This is a genomic window from Caballeronia sp. J97 (genome assembly GCF_905220305.1).
Lineage (GTDB): Bacteria > Pseudomonadota > Gammaproteobacteria > Burkholderiales > Burkholderiaceae > Caballeronia.
In genome coordinates this window covers 1-17782 of the sequence record NZ_CAJMZL010000058.1, presented here as the reverse complement: position 1 = coordinate 17782, position 17782 = coordinate 1, and the positions used below count along the sequence as shown (strand labels likewise).

General features: G+C 63.9%; 16 protein-coding genes. 7 read left to right on the top strand and 9 right to left on the bottom strand.

Annotation, left to right across the window (positions count from 1 at the left end; translation table 11 throughout):
• Positions 1–189: 189 nt before the first annotated feature.
• Complete coding sequence (locus tag U4Y90_RS35345) at positions 190–387, bottom strand: hypothetical protein (RefSeq protein WP_321801721.1); 198 nt, start codon at positions 385–387, stop codon at positions 190–192.
• Positions 384–1928, bottom strand: coding sequence for an FGGY-family carbohydrate kinase (locus U4Y90_RS35340; protein WP_321801719.1), 1545 nt, complete (start codon positions 1926–1928; stop codon positions 384–386). Before U4Y90_RS35340 ends, U4Y90_RS35345 begins: the two co-directional genes overlap by 4 nt.
• Before the next feature lie 377 nt (positions 1929–2305).
• On the opposite strand from U4Y90_RS35340, the gene dalD reads away from it, so the two are divergent.
• From dalD to U4Y90_RS35325, 3 genes are all read left to right on the top strand, one after another.
• Positions 2306–3685: a D-arabinitol 4-dehydrogenase gene (dalD, locus tag U4Y90_RS35335; RefSeq protein ID WP_321801717.1), complete on the top strand. Its 1380-nt coding sequence runs from the start codon at positions 2306–2308 to the stop codon at positions 3683–3685.
• A 196-nt stretch (positions 3686–3881) separates the two neighbouring features.
• Entirely contained in the window at positions 3882–5363 is a 1482-nt protein-coding gene (gene xylB / locus U4Y90_RS35330) for a xylulokinase (protein ID WP_321801715.1), read from the top strand.
• Positions 5364–6107: 744 nt separating this feature from the next.
• The gene (locus U4Y90_RS35325) at positions 6108–7055 is read left to right on the top strand and encodes a sugar-binding transcriptional regulator (protein ID WP_321801714.1); all 948 of its coding nucleotides are present in this window, start codon (positions 6108–6110) and stop codon (positions 7053–7055) included.
• 4 nt (positions 7056–7059) lie between these two features.
• Here U4Y90_RS35325 and U4Y90_RS35320 read toward each other — a convergent pair whose 3' ends face one another.
• From U4Y90_RS35320 to U4Y90_RS35290, 7 genes are all read right to left on the bottom strand, one after another.
• Entirely contained in the window at positions 7060–7923 is an 864-nt protein-coding gene (locus tag U4Y90_RS35320; protein ID WP_321801712.1) for an MOSC domain-containing protein, read from the bottom strand.
• Between the two features lie 119 nt (positions 7924–8042).
• A complete protein-coding gene (locus U4Y90_RS35315) occupies positions 8043–9179 on the bottom strand; it encodes a sn-glycerol-3-phosphate ABC transporter ATP-binding protein UgpC (RefSeq protein WP_321801710.1) in 1137 nt (378 codons plus the stop codon).
• Between the two features lie 46 nt (positions 9180–9225).
• Positions 9226–9939 (bottom strand): HAD-IA family hydrolase, encoded by a 714-nt coding sequence (locus U4Y90_RS35310; protein ID WP_321801708.1) that lies wholly within the window; start codon positions 9937–9939, stop codon positions 9226–9228.
• Between the two features lie 10 nt (positions 9940–9949).
• Entirely contained in the window at positions 9950–10801 is an 852-nt protein-coding gene (locus U4Y90_RS35305) for a carbohydrate ABC transporter permease (RefSeq protein ID WP_321801706.1), read from the bottom strand.
• Complete coding sequence (locus U4Y90_RS35300) at positions 10798–11736, bottom strand: sugar ABC transporter permease (RefSeq protein ID WP_321801704.1); 939 nt, start codon at positions 11734–11736, stop codon at positions 10798–10800. Before U4Y90_RS35300 ends, U4Y90_RS35305 begins: the two co-directional genes overlap by 4 nt.
• Before the next feature lie 63 nt (positions 11737–11799).
• On the bottom strand, positions 11800–13167 hold the full coding sequence (locus U4Y90_RS35295; RefSeq protein WP_321801702.1) for a sugar ABC transporter substrate-binding protein: 1368 nt from the start codon (positions 13165–13167) through the stop codon (positions 11800–11802).
• Between the two features lie 232 nt (positions 13168–13399).
• The gene (locus tag U4Y90_RS35290; RefSeq protein ID WP_321801700.1) at positions 13400–14182 is read right to left on the bottom strand and encodes an L-iditol 2-dehydrogenase; all 783 of its coding nucleotides are present in this window, start codon (positions 14180–14182) and stop codon (positions 13400–13402) included.
• A 341-nt stretch (positions 14183–14523) separates the two neighbouring features.
• Here U4Y90_RS35290 and U4Y90_RS35285 point away from each other — a divergent pair, with 341 nt between their 5' ends.
• Genes U4Y90_RS35285 through U4Y90_RS35270 form a run of 4 tightly spaced genes read left to right on the top strand, consistent with a single transcriptional unit; the run spans position 14524 to position 17585 of the window.
• The gene (locus U4Y90_RS35285) at positions 14524–14982 is read left to right on the top strand and encodes a Fur family transcriptional regulator (protein WP_321801699.1); all 459 of its coding nucleotides are present in this window, start codon (positions 14524–14526) and stop codon (positions 14980–14982) included.
• 40 nt (positions 14983–15022) lie between these two features.
• The gene (locus tag U4Y90_RS35280) at positions 15023–15904 is read left to right on the top strand and encodes a metal ABC transporter solute-binding protein (RefSeq protein ID WP_321801697.1); all 882 of its coding nucleotides are present in this window, start codon (positions 15023–15025) and stop codon (positions 15902–15904) included.
• Complete coding sequence (locus tag U4Y90_RS35275) at positions 15901–16788, top strand: metal ABC transporter ATP-binding protein (protein WP_321801695.1); 888 nt, start codon at positions 15901–15903, stop codon at positions 16786–16788. Before U4Y90_RS35280 ends, U4Y90_RS35275 begins: the two co-directional genes overlap by 4 nt.
• An 8-nt stretch (positions 16789–16796) precedes the next feature.
• Complete coding sequence (locus tag U4Y90_RS35270; RefSeq protein WP_321801693.1) at positions 16797–17585, top strand: metal ABC transporter permease; 789 nt, start codon at positions 16797–16799, stop codon at positions 17583–17585.
• Positions 17586–17782: the final 197 nt, after the last annotated feature.

Sequence of the window (17782 nt, the reverse complement as noted above, 5' to 3'; positions counted from 1 at the left end):
TCTTTGCTAACGCTTCCATCTCACTGCATGTGCAGCCCGCTGGTTTCCCTTGTGGACCCGGCGGCAGCGCGTAGCGCTGTGCCGGTGCTGTTTCGTGCTGAACCCGTGCCCTCAAATGACTAGCTTGTCAGACCGTGTGCGAGCCGAGCCGTGTTCTGCTTGTGAGGGCACTCCCTACTGGCGGACCATTCAGCCAATCGCCTGTGCCGCGGCCGGTGTGAGGTACTTTGGATGGGGATAGCTGCTTTCTTTGGTTACTTTCTTTGCAGCAGCAAAGAAAGTGACTGCCGCCCCGCACAGGGGCAGAGCTAATAGACCGACGCGAAGACAGGCTTCCCCGACAATCAAGCAAGAGCAAAAACAAAAAACAAAAAACAAACCAATCATTCAACCCTCAACCGATGCATCAACGGCTTCAAAGCCGGATACAGATCGAGATAGACGCCGAAGCGTTGCGCATAAACCCTCTGCCGCTCCACATCCGGCTGCGCCCGCTCGACGAGCGTGACCCACCCGCCTTCCGCCGTCTCCCGCGACACAAGCCCGACGCCCAACGCGGCCAGCAACGCCGCGCCCATCGGTGCTTCGACATCCTGTTCGATCGACAGCACCGGATATCCGGTGACATCGGCGATGATCTGCATCCACAGATCCGAATGCGCCGCACCGCCGACCACGATCAACCGGTCATCGAGCGATTGCGCGCCGCGCCGCCCCGCCTCCATGTTGTGCTTCAGCGCGAACGCGACGCCTTCCAGCACCGCGCGATAGAGCGTCGCGCGCGTATGAAACAGGTTGAGCCCGACGAACGTGCCGCTCGCGCGCGCATCCCAGACCGGACTGCGCTCGCCCATCAGATAAGGCAGAAACACGACGCCATCCGAGCCCGCCGCGACCTTCGACGCCGCCTCCTCCAGCAGCCGATGCGGATCGCCATGCGGCATCGCCTTCGCGGCAGCGATTTCCCCCTGGCAGAACTGATCGCGATACCACGCGACGCATTGCCCCGCCGTGCTCGCGCCGCCGAACACATAGAGATCGCGCTTGCCGTTGTAGACATGCGGCATAGACACGAGTCCGTGACTCGCGTCGACGGTCTGGTTGATGTAGCCCCAGCACATGCTCGTGCCGATCATCGCGACGTGATGACCCGCCCTCGTGACACCGGCCGCGAACGTCGCGACCGCGGCATCGACGCCGCCCGCCACGACCGGCGTGCCCACCGCGAGACCGAGCCTGTCGGCCCATTGCGGCAGCAGTCCGCCCACCGCTTCCGACGATTCGACGAGCCGCTGCGGCATCATCGAAGCGGGAATGCCGAGCATGTCGAGGGCTTCGGTCGACCACGCGCGTTTCGTGACGTCGTACACGCCGCCGAGATTGCCCGCCGAACTGTGATCGACGGCGAGTTCGCCCGTCAGACGCTGAATCACGAACGCATTGGGCGGCAGAAAGTAGCGCGTCTTCTCCCACACGTCGGGCCGATGGTTGCGCAGCCACAGCATCTTCGTGAAACCGTAATAACTGTCGACGCCATTGCCCGTGATCTTTTCCAGCCGCTTCATGTCGACGTTCTCGCGCACCCAGTCGACCTCCGCCGTCGCGCGCCGGTCCATCCAGATGAGGCACGGATGGAGCGGCTCCATGTTCCCGTCGACGGGAATGCCCGAGCCGCCGTACAGGCTGCTCACGCACAGCGCCTTCACGTCGCTCGCGCCGACGCCCCGCTCGCGCGCCTTGGCGACGACGCCGGCAATGCATTCAGTCACGGCATCGAACCAGACCGAAGGCCATTGCTCCGCCCATAACGGCCTGGGCGTGTCAGGATGGTAAGCGCTCGAATGCTGCGCGACGATCGCGCCGCTGGTATCGACGAGCAACGCCTTCGTGCTCTGCGTGCCGATGTCGATGCCGATCACGTAATCCATATCCGTCTCCCGCGTTCTGTTTTTGCGCCTATCGTTAAAGGCGTTAAAAGACATTTGGCTCACGCACCTTCGTTCAATGGCCGTCACGTTGCCTATCCGGGTTATTCCCGATCCGGCCGCATCGATCGAATCGTTGCGCCGCAGCGCCTGTGCAACGCATGCCCGGACAGGATTCTCCGCCGCCACGAGGCGCGCAAATTGCGCCGCGTCGCAGGGGCAGCGCGCCTTGACTTTCGTCCGGGCGAATACGATCATTCGACCAGCGACAGAGCAAATGCTCGATTCAAACGCTTCAACCGCTGCAGGCGCCATCGCGCGTCATCGCGACCCGCCGTCCGCGAAGAACGGGCGCACAGCCAATCAGAGGAAGAGACGACATGACGAACGAAGCCAACGTGATCCTGCACATCGGCGCCGGGTCTTTTCATCGCGCGCACCAGGCGTGGTATCTGCATCGACTGAACGAATCGGGTGACAAAAGCTGGTCACTCGCCGTCGGCAACATTCGCGGCGACATGAACGCCGTTCTCGATGCGCTCGCGGCGCAGAACGGCGAGTACACGCTCGAAACCGTCACGCCGAAGGGCGAGCGCGAGTACGAGACGATCCGCGCGATCAGGAAGGTCGTGCCGTGGTCCGCGGATCTGGCCGAACTCATCGCCGTGGGCGCGGACCCGAAAACGAAGATCGTGTCGTTCACCGTCACCGAAGGCGGCTATTACCTCGACGAGCACGACAAGCTCGACACCGCGAATCCGGACCTGGCCGCCGACCTGAAAGGATCGAAGACGACGATCTACGGCGCCCTCGCCGCGATCCTCGATGCACGCATGAAGTCCGACGCGGGCAAGGTATCGCTGCAGAACTGCGACAACCTGCGCAGCAACGGCGACCGCTTCAAGGCGGGCATGCTCGAATTCCTCGAACGACGCGGCGAGAACGCGCTGCGCGACTGGATGATCGCGAACACCTCGTGTCCGAACGCGATGGTGGACCGCATCACGCCGCGCCCGACGCCCGACGTCGCCGAGCGCGTGAAAGCCGCGACCGGCTTCGACGACCACGCGCCGGTGATGGGCGAAAAGTTCATCCAGTGGGTGATCGAGGACAACTTCATCGCCGGACGGCCCGCGTGGGAAAAGGTCGGCGCGGAGATGGTCGAATCGGTGCATCCGTACGAGGAAGCGAAGATCCGCATCCTCAATGCGAGCCATAGCTGCATCGCCTGGGCGGGAACGCTCGTCGGGCTGCAATACATCCACGAAGGCACGCAGGACATGGAGATCCGCGCGCTCGCGGATGCCTACGTCACGGACGACGTGATTCCCTGCCTCTCGCCGAGCCCGATCGATCTCGCGAAGTATCGCGATGTCGTGCTCGATCGCTTCAGCAATCCGTACATCAAGGACACGAATCAGCGCGTCGCGGCGGACGGCTTCTCGAAGCTGCCGGGCTTCATTGCGCCGACGCTGTCCGAATGCTTCGCGCGCAGGGTCGATCCCGATTCGACCGCGATCCTGCCCGCGCTGTTCTTCCGTTTCCTCGAACGCTGGCACGAAGGCAAGCTGCCTTATGCGTATCAGGACGGCGTGATGGACCCGGCGCTCGCGCATGCCTTTTTCACGGCGCCCGATCCGATCGAGGCGTTCACGAGCGACAAGCTCCTGTGGGGCAGCATGGCGCAGACCGAAGGGCTCGAACGCGTGATGCGCGGCGCGATCGCGAAGGTCGATGCGTGGCTGGCCAACCGTCCATGAGCGCGGGCGCGAGCGCAACCATAACGGCGATGTTATCGCCACGTTAAACGCAGACGTGAAGCGCGCGCCGCGCCGCTCGGGTAATGTGCCCATGGCGCGCCGCGCCGCGCGGCGTTAAATTAGCGCCTCCTGCGGCATTGGCGTCACGCCTCGTTTTTGGCCGGGCTCGATCCCGGCAACGACAAAGGGTCCGTTCATGTACTTAGGCATCGACCTCGGCACCTCCGAAGTGAAAGTGCTGCTGCTCGCGGGCGACGGCAGCGTCATCGGCACGGCGGGCACGCCGTTCACCGTATCGCGTCCGAAGTCGCGCTGGTCGGAGCAAAATCCGCTCGACTGGTGGGAAGGCACGCGCGCCGCGCTCTTCAGGCTGCGCGAGAAATTTCCCGACGAGTTCGCGCAGGTGCGCGGCATCGGCCTCTCGGGTCAGATGCACGGCGCGGTGCTGCTCGATTCGCAGGACAACGTGCTGCGCCCCGCGATCCTGTGGAACGACATGCGCAGCGACAAGGAATGCGCCGAACTCTACGAGCGCGCGCCTAACCTGCACGAGATCGCCGGCAATCTGGCGATGCCCGGCTTCACCGCGCCCAAGCTGCTCTGGGTCGCGCACAACGAACCCGATATCTTCCGGCGGACTGCTTGCGTGCTATTGCCGAAGGATTACCTGCGCATGCATCTGACGGGCACGAAGGTCTCCGATCCTTCGGATGCCGCGGGCACGCTCTGGCTCGATGTCGCGCGCCGCGACTGGTCCGACGAGCTGCTGGCCGCGTGCAGCATGTCGCGCCAGCAGATGCCATCGCTCGCCGAGGGCAGCGAGCCGTCGGGCACATTGCGGCCCGAGCTCGCGCGCGAATTCGGTTTGCGCGACGGCGTGATCGTCGCGGCGGGCGGCGGCGACAATGCCGCAAGCGCGGTGGGCATCGGCGCGACCGATCCGGGCGATGGCTTTCTGTCGCTCGGCACATCGGGCGTGCTGTGCGTGATCGGCGATCGCTTCCGGCCGAATCCGGCTTCCGCGGTGCATGCGTTCTGCCATGCGATTCCGGATCGCTGGCATCAGATGAGCGTGGTGCTGTCGGCGGCGAGTTGCCTGCGCTGGGTATGCAAACTCACGTCGACGGACGAGCCGACCCTGCTTGCGGAGATCGAGGCGCTGCCCGCCGATGTGCTGCCGTCCGCGCCTTTGTTCCTGCCGTATCTGAGCGGCGAGCGCACGCCGCACAACGATCCGTATGCGCAGGGCGTGTTCTTCGGCATGACGCATGCGACCGATCGCGCGTTGCTCGGCTACTCGGTGCTGGAAGGCGTGACGCTCTCGCTCACCGATGGTCTCGACGCGCTCCAATCGGCGGGAACGCAGGCGCGCGCGCTGTCGATGCTCGGCGGCGGTGCGCGCAGCGCGTACTGGGCGCAGATGTTCGCGGATGCCTTCGATACCCCGACGCGCACGCACGGCGGCGGCGAGACCGGAGCGGCGCTGGGCGCAGCGCGGCTCGGCTGGCTCGCGGCGGGCGGCGACCCGGCGACGGTGCTGGCGAAACCCGAGATCAAGCAGGAATTCACGCCGAATGCGGAGCGGCATGCGCTGCTTCGACAGCGGTTGAAGGGGTTTCGGGAGTTGTATCAGCATGTGAGGCCGTTGTTTGATTCGGCGCGGCCGAGGTTGGCTTGATTTTGTGAGGCTCTTGGGCTTGGATGGAATGGGGGGGCGTGGCGGCGGGTGTTTTTTGCCGGATCCCGATTTTTTAGTGGTCTATTGGCGTTGCCCCTGTGCGGGGCGGCAGTCACTTTCTTTGCTGCTGCAAAGAAAGTAACCAAAGAAAGCAGCTCTCCCCATCCAAAGTACCTCACACCGGCCGCGGCACAGGCGATTGGCCTAATGGTCCGCCCGTAGCGAGTGCCCTCACAAGCAGAACACGGCTCGGCTCGCACACGGTCTGACAAGCTAGTCATTTGAGGGCACTGGTTCAGCACGAAAGAGCTTCGGCACAGCGCTACGCGCTGCCGCCGGGCCTGCAACGGAAACCAACCAGGGGCAATTGCAGTGAGATGGAAGCGTTAGCAAAGAAGCACGCGCCGACCCGATGGACCCATCGGCCGCGTAGCGGGCCGGAGCTATTTCGTGCTGAACCCGCAAGCATCGCGGTGCGATGAGACGGACCGTGCGCGATCCAAGCGGTGTTCTGCTTGTGAGGGCACTTGCTAAGGGCGCACCATTAGGCCAATCGCCTGTGCCGCGGCCGGCGTGGAGTACTTTGGATGGGGAGAGCTGCTTTCTTTGGTTACTTTCTTTGCAGCAGCAAAGAAAGTGACTGCCGCCCCGCACAGGGGCAGAGCTAATAGACCAACACGAAATCGGGATCCGGCGAAATCGAAGCACTCACCTCAAAAAAAACATCAAGCAAGAACCACCACAGTGCCCAAGTCCACCGAAAAACTCGACCTCGCGACGCGCGCAGCGTGGCTGTACTACGTCGCCGGCAACACCCAAAACGAGATCGCCGAAAAGCTGCAGATCTCGCGCCCGGTGGCGCAGCGACTCGTCGCATTCGCTGTCGAAAAGAACCTGATCCGCGTCCGGGTCGATCATCGCATCGCCGATTGCCTGTCGCTCGCGAAGGCGCTCAGCGACCGCTACGGCCTCGCGATGTGCGAAGTCGTGCCCATCGACGGCGATGCGCCCGAACAGATCGACCGCAAGCTCGCCGTCGCGGGCGCGCAGGTGATGGAGCGCTATCTGCTGGAAGAAAAGCCGCTCGTCGTGTCGATCGGCAGCGGGCGCACGTTGAAGGCCTGCGTCGCGCAGATCGGACAGCTCGACCGGCCGCAGCATCGATTCGTATCGATGGTCGGCGCCATCGCGCAGGACGGCTCGTCGAATCGTTACGACGTCGCGCAGCAGCTATCGGAAAAGACCGGCGGCAAGCATTTCATGTTGCCCGCGCCGCTCATGGCCGACAGCGAAACCGAACGCGCGCAGTGGCTCAATCACCGGCTGTATCGCATCGTCAGCGAGCTGGCGCAGCAGGCGGATGTCGCGTTCGTCGGAATCGGCAATGTGGGCGTGAACTGCCCGCTGCACGAGGACGGCTTCATCACGCGCGCGGAAGTGGACGAGTTGATGCAGACAGGCGCGGTGGCCGAATGGCTCGGCCTGCCGATCGATGCGCAAGGCAAGCGCGTGAAATCGAAAACCGGCGCGCGCGCGACGAGCCTCGCGCTGGACTCGCCGCCCAAACGCCCGACGATCGGCTTCGCGGGCGGACAGAGGAAGCGCGAAGCACTCGTCGCCGCGTTGAAGGGGCAATGGCTGTCCGGGCTGGTGACCGATGAGTTGTGCGCGAAGGCGGCACTCGAAGCGTGAATGCTCAGAATTCGATCTCGGCCTCCACTTTCTGCCCGACCTCCAGCGCGACGCCGTCGCCTTCGAGAATGATCGCGTTCTTGCCGAAGGTGAGCGCGCCGTCGAACTGATCGCTCCCGCGATACGCGCTCATCGTGTCGAGCGGTTCGTGCGGCCATGCGGGATTCGGCGCACCCGTGTCCTGATCGATAGAAGGAATCGGGCAGCGCGTGCACAGCTTCACGAGGCGCAATTGCACATCGCGTCCCGGCGCGCGGATCTGCATATCGCCGACGAAATCCTCTTCGTATGCATCGAGCCCGCCGATCACCAGATTCGGACGGAAACGATTGGCCGCGATGCCCGGCGCACCTTTGATGGACAACCGCGCGTTGAGATCGTCGAGCGACGCCTGGCCGACCACCAGCAACGGAAACTGATCCGCGAAACGTGTGTGCGTGCTGTGGGGAGCAGTCCATTCGTCCGTGACATCTCGCCGTGCAGTCGGCGCGAAACGCGCGAGACGCGCGGCGATGCCGAGGAACGCGCTGAACCATTGCGCGGTGTGCTCGCCCGTGTCGAGCGCATCGACAGTATCGCGCCAGACCGTCGCACGAATCGGCTTCGCGTCCGCGAGCGCTTCGGCGCGCAAGGGCGTACGCAGCGTCGGCATGCCGGGCGCATCGATGACGAGTTCGTCGCCATCGAACGCGGTCTCGATCAACGCCATGCGCGAATGCGCGCGCTGCGTGAACATCCCGCCCGCCGGGTCGGTCACCATCCAGTGGCGATCGTATTCGAGGCCGGTTTCGAAGAGCGTCGCGCGACGCAGCGAAATGCCCGCGCAAGACTTGATCGGATAGACGAAGAGTTCGTTCAGGACGGGCATGGCAGGATCGTGTGGGATGAGCCGGTCATCGGACGTGACCGGTCGCGTTCACGATTATCCTACGTCCCAAAAAACAGCGGCGCCGTCCGTCCGAACGGCGCCGCGTTGAAAGCTCGAACTCAAGCCGCCGTCGCGTGCTCGCGCAGCCACGAATCGACGACCTTGCGCGTAAAGGCCTGCCCTTCCGCGCTAAACAGATGGCAATGCTCCGGCGATGCGCCGAGCTTCAACTTCTCGCCGCGCGCGTGCTTTTCGAGCGGCGGAATGCGCGAGATCAGGCCATCCGGCGCGACTTCGGTCTCCGCATACAGATACGCCGCGTCGCCGAGCGTTTCGACGGTCATCGCCGTCGCGGAGAGGCCGTAATCGCCCGCTTCCGGCGAGTTCGGCTGCAGATGCTCGGGCCGAACGCCGACCGTCACCGCATCGCCCGGTTTCGCATTGCCCGGCAGCACGCCGACGAGCTGCGTCTCGCCCGTCGCGTACTTCACGAGCACGCCGTCGCTCTGAATCTGCGCGACCGTGCCCGAGAGAAAGTTCATCTTCGGCGAGCCGATGAAGCCCGCGACGAAGCGGTTCGCCGGCGCGTGATACAGCGTGTTCGGCGTGCCGACCTGCTCGATGTTCCCCGCCGACAACACGACGATCTTGTCCGCGAGCGTCATCGCCTCGACCTGATCGTGCGTCACGTAGATCATCGTCGTCTTGAGGTCGTCGTGCAGGCGCGCGAATTCGAGGCGCATCTTCACGCGCAGCGCGGCATCGAGGTTCGAGAGCGGCTCGTCGAAGAGAAAGACCTTCGGCTTGCGCGTGATCGCGCGCCCGATCGCCACGCGCTGTCGCTGGCCGCCCGAAAGCTGCTTCGGCTTGCGATCGAGCAGATGGTCGATGTGCAGGATCTTCGCGGCGTTCTTCACGGCGGCGTCGATCGCGGGCTTCTTCTCGCCCGCGAGCTTGAGGCCGAACGCCATGTTGTCGTAGAGCGTCATGTGCGGATAGAGCGCGTACGACTGAAACACCATCGCGATGCCGCGCTTCGCGGGCGGCAGTTCGTTCACGCGCGCGTTGTCGATCATCAGGTCGCCGCCGCTGATGTCTTCGAGACCCGCGATCATGCGCATCAGCGTCGACTTGCCGCAGCCCGACGGGCCCACGAACACGACGAACTCGCCGTCGTTGATATCGAGGTTGATGTTGCGCATCACCTCGGTTTCTTCATATCGCTTGCTGATGTTGCGCAGTGTCAGGCTAGCCATGGTGTGTGTCTCCCAGTCTTCATTAGCGATGCGACAAACGCGCCCGCTATCTGATTTCGAACGTCGCGTTCTGCAGCCATTGCTCGACAAGCGCAGGCAATCGCGTCATGTCGTCGAATACCGCCTGCGCGCCCGCTTTCTCCAGCGCGCCGATCTGTCCTTCGGTCGCGTGCCCGCCGCCGATGAAGCCCAGCACCGGCATGCCCGCCGCCCGCGCCGCCGTCACGCCGGTCACGCTGTCCTCGACGACGAGGCAGCGCAGCGGATCGATGCGCATCGCGCGCGCCGCCGCGAGATAGACGTCGGGCGCGGGCTTCGGATTCGCGACCATGTCCGCGCAGAAACGTCGTTCGCCGAAAAAGCGCAGCAGGCCCGTGCGCTGGAGCACGGCATCGACATAAGTGGAAAAGCTGTTGCTCGCGCACGCCTTCGTGAAGGGCACGGCCGCGAGCGCCTCGGCGATGCCCGGAACCGTCGGCGCCTGCATCGCCGCAGCCTCGACGGCGCGCCGGATCGCGATGACCTGATCGTGCGTCAGCGTGCGGTTCACCGTATCGGAGGCGCTCGCTAGCACCGCCTCGATGCGCAGGCCGAGCAGCGGCATCACGACCGGCTCGACATCGACGCCCGGCCACAGCGACTGCAATTCGCTCACGAGCATGCGCGCCGCCACCGCTTCGCTGTCGATCAGCACGCCGTCGCAATCGCAGATCAGCAGGCGATCTTCGAGATTGGCCTCTCTGGATGGAGTGAGGTTCACGAGCGCGTCCTCACTTCACCGCGCCAAACGTAAGGCCGCGGACCAGTTGCTTCTGCGAGACCCAGCCGACGATCAGGATCGGCGCGACCGCAAGCAGTGAAGCCGCCGAAAGCTTCGCCCAGAACAAGCCTTCCGGACTCGAATACGACGCGATGAACACTGTCAGCGGCGCCGCGTTCGAGCTCGACAGGTTGATGCTCCAGAACGCCTCGTTCCACGACAGGATGATCAGGAGCAAGCCCGTCGACGCGAGACCGGGCAATGCCATCGGCATCAGCAGATAGACGATCTCCTGCCAGGTCGTCGCGCCGTCGATGCGGCCCGCTTCCAGAATGTCCTTCGGCACTTCGTTGAAGTAGGTGTAGGCCATCCACACGGCGATCGGCAGATTGATCAGCGTGTACACGATCACGAGACCCGACACCGTGTCGAGCAGGCCCGTGTTCTTCCACAGCAGATAGATCGGCACGAGCACGCCGACCGACGGCATCATCTTCGTCGACAGCATCCACAGCAGGACCGACTGCGTCTTCTTCGTCGGGAAGAAGGCCATCGCGTAGGCGCAAGGCACGGCGAGAAGCAGGCAGATCACCGTGACGCCCAGCGAGATCAGCACCGAATTCCACGCGAAGCCGAAGTAGTTGCTGCGCGCGAAGACTTCGCGGAAGCTTTCCAGCGTCGGCGTGAAAAACAGCGACGATGAATATGCCTGCTGCTCGGTCTTGAAAGCGGTGATCGTCATCCAGAAGATCGGGAAGAACAGCAGGATGGACACGATCCACGCGACGATGCCCGGCACCACGTTCTTGACGATATCGAGCGCGGAGGCGCGCGGCGGTCCACCAACCGATTGTGTGCTCATGACTCGTATTCCCCTTTCAGGTTCTTCGCGAGCATTCTCACGAGGAAGAACGCGACGATGTTGGCGAGAATGACCGCGAGGATGCCGCCCGCCGATGCGAGACCGACGTCGAACTGTTGCAGGCCGAGCGCATAGATCAGGTACGACAGATTGGTCGTCGCGGTGCCGGGGCCGCCGCCCGTCGTCGTGTAGATTTCCGCGAAGATCGACAGCAGGAAGATGGTCTCCATCATCACGACCACGGCGACCGCGCGCTTCAGGTGTGGCAGCGTGATGAAGAAGAACATCGCGAACGGGCCCGCGCCATCGATGCGCGCCGCTTCCTTCTGTTCCTGATCGAGCGACTGAATCGCCGTGAAGAGAATGAGGAACGCGAACGGCAGCCACTGCCACGCGACGATCACGATCACCGCGAAAAGCGGATAGTCGGCGAACCAGTCGATCGGCTGCATGCCCATCGAGCGCATCAGGCCGGCGATGAGGCCGTAGACCGGATGCAGGATCATGTTCTTCCAGATGAGCGCGGAAACCGTCGGCATCACGAAGAACGGCGCGATCACGAGCAGACGCGCGATGCCCTGCCCGAAGAACTTGCGATCGAACAGCACGGCGAGCAGCACGCCGCCCACGACCGTGATCACGAGCACCGAAATGATCAGCGTCAGCGTGTGTCCGATCGACGGTCCGAACGCCGGATCGGTGACGAGAAACTCGAAATTGTCGAATCCCGCGAAACCTTTGACATCGGGATTCAACAGGTTGTAGCGCGAGAACGAAAACCAGATCGTCATCGCGAGCGGAATGGCCATCCACAGGAAGAGCAGTCCGGTCGACGGCGAGATCAGCCATCGCACGGACTTCGCGCGCCGCTTGTCGCGCTCGGCCGCGGACTCCTCCAGATGATGATCGGTGATGGGGGGATTCAGTTGACTCATCGTGTCACCTCTCGATGATGCCTCGCGGGCCGCATCTGGCGAAGCGGCCCGTTACGACAGGATTTACTTCTGATAGCCCGCCTGCTTCACGGCGCGATCCGCCGCGGCGTTGGCCGCCTTCAACGCGTTGTCGACGCTCGTCTGACCCGCGACGACACCCGCGATCGACTGACCGACCACCGTGCCGAACGACTGGAACTCCGGAATGCCAACGAACTGGATGCCGCTATACGGCACCTTGTGAAGGGTCGCGTCGTTCGGGTCCGCCGTCTCGATCGCCTTCAGCACGAAGTCGCCGAACGGCGCGGCCTGCTTGTACTCGGGACGCGCGTAGGTCGACTTGCGCGTGCCCGGCGGCACCGACGCCCAGCCTTCGTCCTTGCCCACCATCTCGATGTATTCCTTCGACGTCGCCCACGCGGCGAACTTCTTCGCGGCGTCCTGCTGCTTCGACGTCTTCGGAATCGCAAGCGACCACGACCACAGCCAGTGCGAGCCCTTCGGCGTGACGGCGACCGGCGCCGCCGCGAAGCCGATCTTGTCCGACACCTGCGACTGCGACTTGTTGTAGAGCATGCCCGCCGCGACGGTCGCGTCGATCCACATCGCACACTTGCCGGAGGACATCAGCGTGAGGTTTTCGTTGAAGCCGTTGGAGCTCGCTCCCGGCGGGCCATCGTTCTTCAGCAGGTCGGCGTAGAAGCCGACCGCCTTCTTCCATTCGGGCGTGTCGAGCTGCGCCTGCCACTTCTCGTTGAACCACTCGCCGCCGAACGTGTTCACGACCGTCGACACATACGCCATGTTCTCGCCCCAGCCGGCCTTGCCGCGCAGGCAGATGCCGTACTGGCCTTTGGACTTGTCGGTGAGCTTGTCTGCGAACTGCTTGATCTGATCGTAGGTCGGCTGATCCGGCATTTTCAGGCCGGCGGCCTGGAACAGATCCTTGCGGTAGTACGTCATCGAGCTTTCGACGTAGAACGGCAGCGCATAGAGCTGGCCGTTGTACGACAGGCCGTCGCGCGCGGTCTTCACGACATCGTCGAGATCGTAGTTGGCGGGCAGGCCGGTCATCGGCGAGAGCCAGCCGCGCTTGCCCCACTGCGGTGCCTCGTACGTGCCGATGGTGATCACGTCGAACTGGCCGCTGTTGGTCGTGATGTCGGTCGTGGCGCGCTGGCGCAGCACGTTCTCTTCGAGAATCACCCATTTCAACTGGATGTCCGGGTTCGCCTTCTCGAACGCCGGCGCGAGCTTCTTCAGCTCGATCATGTCCGGGTTGTTCAGCGTCGCGATCGTGATGGTCGTCGCGGCATGCCCCGACAGCGGCACGAGCGCCGCCGCGGCCAGCGCGGCGGACAGTGCCCCGGTCACGAACGGAGCGCGACGCGCGCGCGGTTGGGCTCGAACGATGCGTTGAGTGCGTTTCATTTGAGTGTGTCTCCTTTTTGTTGGCACGGGCGCTGCCGATGGTCTCGATGCATGACCCCAAGCGCCGTGTATGCCGCTGCCTGCTTTCGAGGATGCGCGATCGTGGATCGCGTGGTTGCCGGGGTTATCCTTGTTGCCGCACTGCGCACGCCGGGCGCATTCGCCGCGACGCCGTTTCACTATAGACGGTGCTTCCCACGCTTCAAGCCGCACACAGCGCGGGTGCGGTGCATCAACTCATCCAGTTGCCGCCGTCGACATTGATCGTCTGCGCGGTGATGTAATCCGAATCCGACGACGCCAGAAAGAGCGCCGCGCCCGTCAGATCAGCGGGCACGCCCATGCGCCCGAGCGGCACTTCCTCGCCGACGAGCCGCTTCTTCTCGCCGAGCGGACGGTTTTCGTAACGCACGAAGAGCGCGTCGACTTCCTTCCACATCGGGGTATCGACGACACCCGGCGCAATGCCGTTCACGTTGATACGCGCTTTCGCCAGCGCGAGCGCCGCCGACTGCGTATAACTGATCACCGCCGCCTTGGTCGCGCAGTAATGCGAGACGAGCGCCTCGCCGCGCCGGCCGGCTTGCGATGACATATTGATGATCTTGCCGCCGCGCCCCTGATCGACCATCCGTTGGGCGACGGCCTGCATCAGGAAGAACATGCCCTTCACGTTGACCGCGAAGAGACGGTCGTAGACGTCCCAGGATTCATCGAGGATCGGGCGCATGTCGAAGAGCGCCGCGTTGTTGAAGAGAATGTCGATGCCGCCGAATCGCTCGACGGTGCGCGCAACGATGCGCGCGATCTCTTCGCGCTGCGTGACGTCGGCCTTGAGCGCGAGCACACGCGCGCAAGCGTCGGACAGATCGGTGAAGCGCTGGGCCATGTCGCGCTCGTCCTTCACGTCGACGACGACGACCTGCGCGCCTTCCTCCAGATAACGCCGTGCGACCGCCTCGCCGATACCGCTCGCGGCACCCGTGATGATCGCGACCTTGTCTCTCAGTCTCACCGATGTCTCCGATTCTTCGCTTCGTTCGTTCGTGGTGAGCGAACGCTCTGCGAATGAACAATTGCTCTCTGTTTGATCGAATGATCGGCGTTGCGCGTGATCGTGTCAAGGCATCGGCACAGGTTTCGATGTTGCGACGCGCAATCGTCCAAAAACCTCGGGAAAACCCGTCCGGCAAGCCTTCGGGAGCAAGTCGCGTTCCGCGTCCGAGCGAAAGTAATGACGCTTCGGACGTGCGATTGGGAGCGATACGTTATATCATCTCGAAACCATCCGACGAGCGGCGCCTCCGCTCATGCATCAACCCTTAGCATGGCCGCGTTCCGCGCGGCCGACATGACATGACCGCATCCGTCGAAACCATGCTGGCGCGGGCCGAAGCGCTCGCCCTCGAACGCGGCGTCGCGCTCACGCCGCTGCGTCGCCAGGTATACGAACTCGTGCTGAAGGCTCACAGGCCGATCGGCGCCTACGACCTCATCGACGCGATGGAGCCGCAACGCGGCGCGCGCGTGCCGCCGACGACCGTGTACCGCGCGCTGGAGTTTCTCGTCGAGAACGGCTTCGTGCATCGGATCGAATCGAAGAACGCGTTCATCGCGTGCTGCGATGCGGGCAAGCCGCACGAGAGCCAGTTCCTCATCTGCGACGAATGCGGCGAGACGCTCGAAATCCAGGGGCGCGAACTCGCGTCGTCGCTGTCGGCGAGTCCGCCCGCGCACGGCTTCCAGGTGCATCACCAGGTCGTCGAGTTGAGCGGGCTGTGCGCGGATTGCCAGAGAAAGCATCGCGGCGGCTGAATCGCTTCATCCCGAGAACAATCATTCAGAAAGGACATCGATGAAATTCGCGCACGCCCTGACCTGCTTCGCCGTCGCGCTCGGCTTCTGCAACGCGGCATCGGCACAGACCGCGCGCGTGCCGGTCGTCGCCGCGGAGAACTTCTACGGCGACGTCATCCGCCAGCTCGGCGGCGATCACGTGCAAGTGACGAGCATTCTCAGCAATCCCGACGAAGACCCGCATCTGTTCGAAGCCAGTCCGAAGACCGCGCGCGCGTTGCAGCACGCGGCGCTCGTCGTCTATAACGGCGCGGACTACGATCCGTGGATGGACAAGTTGCTCGCGGCATCGAAGAGCAATGACAAGCGCACGTTGATCGTCGCGGCGAAGCTCGTCGGCAGGAAAGCCGGCGACAATCCGCACCTCTGGTACGACCCGGCGACGATGCCCGTCGTCGCGAAAGCGGTGAGCGCGTATCTCGTGAGCGCGGACCCGTCGCACAAGAGCGATTACGATGCGCGCCTCGCGACCTTCCTCGCCTCGATGAAACCCATCGACGCGACCGTCGCGCAGATGAAGTCGCATTACAAGGGCGTGCCCGTCACGGCGACCGAGCCGGTGTTCGGCTACATGGCCGATGCGATCGGCTTCGAAATGCGCAACCAGCGCTTCCAGCTGGCGTCGATGAACGAGACCGAGCCGAGCCCTGGCGATATCGCCGCGTTCGAGAAGGATCTGCGCGAGCGCCGCGTGCACGTGCTCATCTACAACAGCCAGGCGACCGGCGCGCTGACCAGGCGCCTGCTCGACATCGCGAAGGACGCGCATGTGCCGAGCATCAGCGTGACGGAGACTTTGCCGGCGAAGCTGACCTATCAGCAATGGATGCAGTCGCAGCTCGACGCGCTCGCGGGCGCTTTGCAAGGATGGCAGCGATGAACGCCGCCGCAACGACGCAGACCGCGCTCGAAGTCGACCGCGTGACGCTCGCGCTCGGCGGGCGCGAGATTCTCAACGACACGAGCTTCACGGTGCGCAACGGCGAGTTCATCGGCGTGCTCGGGCCGAACGGCGCGGGCAAGACCACGTTGATGCGGGCGCTGCTTGGGCTCGTGCCCGTCAAGAGCGGGACGATCCGCGTGAACGGCGAAGCGGTCGTTCGCGGCAATCCGTCGATCGGCTATATGCCGCAGATTCGCACGGGGCTCGCGAACCGGCGCGTGCTGGGCCGCGATTTCGTCGCGATGGCGGCCGACGGCCATCAGTGGGGACTGCCGCATCGCAACGCGCGCATCCGCGCGGACGTCGAGCGCGTGCTCGAGCTCGTCGGCGCGCATCAACTGGCTTCGCGTCCGCTGTCGGAACTGTCGGGCGGGGAGCGTCAGCGTTTGTTGCTCGCGCAATGTCTGCTCGGCAATCCGCGTCTCCTGCTGCTCGACGAACCGCTCATCAGCCTCGATCCGCGGCATCAGACAGGCGTCGTCGAACTCGTGAGGCGCGTGCAGCGCGAGCTGAACATCACCGTGCTGTTCTCCGCGCACGAACTCAATCCGCTGCTCAATTCGCTCGACCGCGTGCTGTATCTCGGCAGCGGGCGCGCGGCGCTCGGCACCGTCGACGAAGTCATCTCGAAGCCGGTGCTGTCGCGTCTGTACGGCTCGCCCATCGACGTGATGCGCGTGAACGGCCGCATCTTCGTGATGTCGGGCGATGTCGAGATCGACAAGCTCGATCACGCGCACGAGGAGGGCGAAGAGCACGAACACGAGCATGAACACGATCACGGCCATGAGCATAGCCACGGCCACAGCCACGTTAAATAGAAAGCACAATGTTCGAATACGACTTCATGGTGAATGCGTTCGCGGCGTCGGGGATCGTCGCGGTGCTGTCGGGGATCGTCGGGTACTTTCTCGTGCTGCGTGGGCAGACTTTCGCGGGCCACGCGCTTTCGCACGTCGGCTTTACCGGCGCGACGGGCGCGGTGTTGCTCGGCATGTCGCCGCTCTGGGGGATGGTCGGATTCACGCTCGCGGCGGGCGTGGGCATGGGCGCGCTCGGCGAGCGGCTTTCGGGCCGCGATGTAGCGATCGGCGTGATTCTTTCGCTATCGCTCGGCTTCGGCTTGCTGTTTCTGCACTTCTTCACCGCGTATGCGACGCAGGCCACGGCGCTTCTTTTCGGCAACGTGCTCGGCGTGAGCCATGACACGCTTGTCGTGCTGGCGGGACTCGCCGTCGTGAGTCTCGGCGCGCTCGCGTGCATCATGCGGCCACTGCTTTTCGCTTCGTTGCAGCCGGAACTCGCGGAGGCCAAAGGCGTGTCGTTGCGGCTCGTTTCCGTGCTGTTTCTCGCGATCACCGCGCTTGCGGTCGCGGCTTGTACGCAGATCGTCGGCGTACTGCTCGTGTTCGCGTTGATGGTCGGACCCGCGGCGGCAGCGCAGAATGTGACGACGCGGTTGTCGTCGGGGTTGATTCTAGCGGCTGTTCTTGCGCTCGGGCAGGCGTGGGTCGGGCTCGCGCTCGCGTATTACTCGGACTGGCCGACGAGCTTCTGGATCACGATGCTCGCCGCGGTCGTTTATGGCGTGAGTTTGTTGGGGCGGCGGGGGCATTGAGGGTTTGGTTTTTTTGATTTCGCCGGATCCCGTGATCGTGTCGGTCGATTTGCGTTGCCCCTGTGCGGGGCGGCGTCTGCTTGCTTTGCTTCGCTTCGCTTTGCTTTGATTTCGCCGGATCCCGATTTTTTAGTGGTCTATTAGCGTTGCCCCTGTGCGGGGCGGCAGTCACTTTCTTTGCTGCTGCAAAGAAAGTA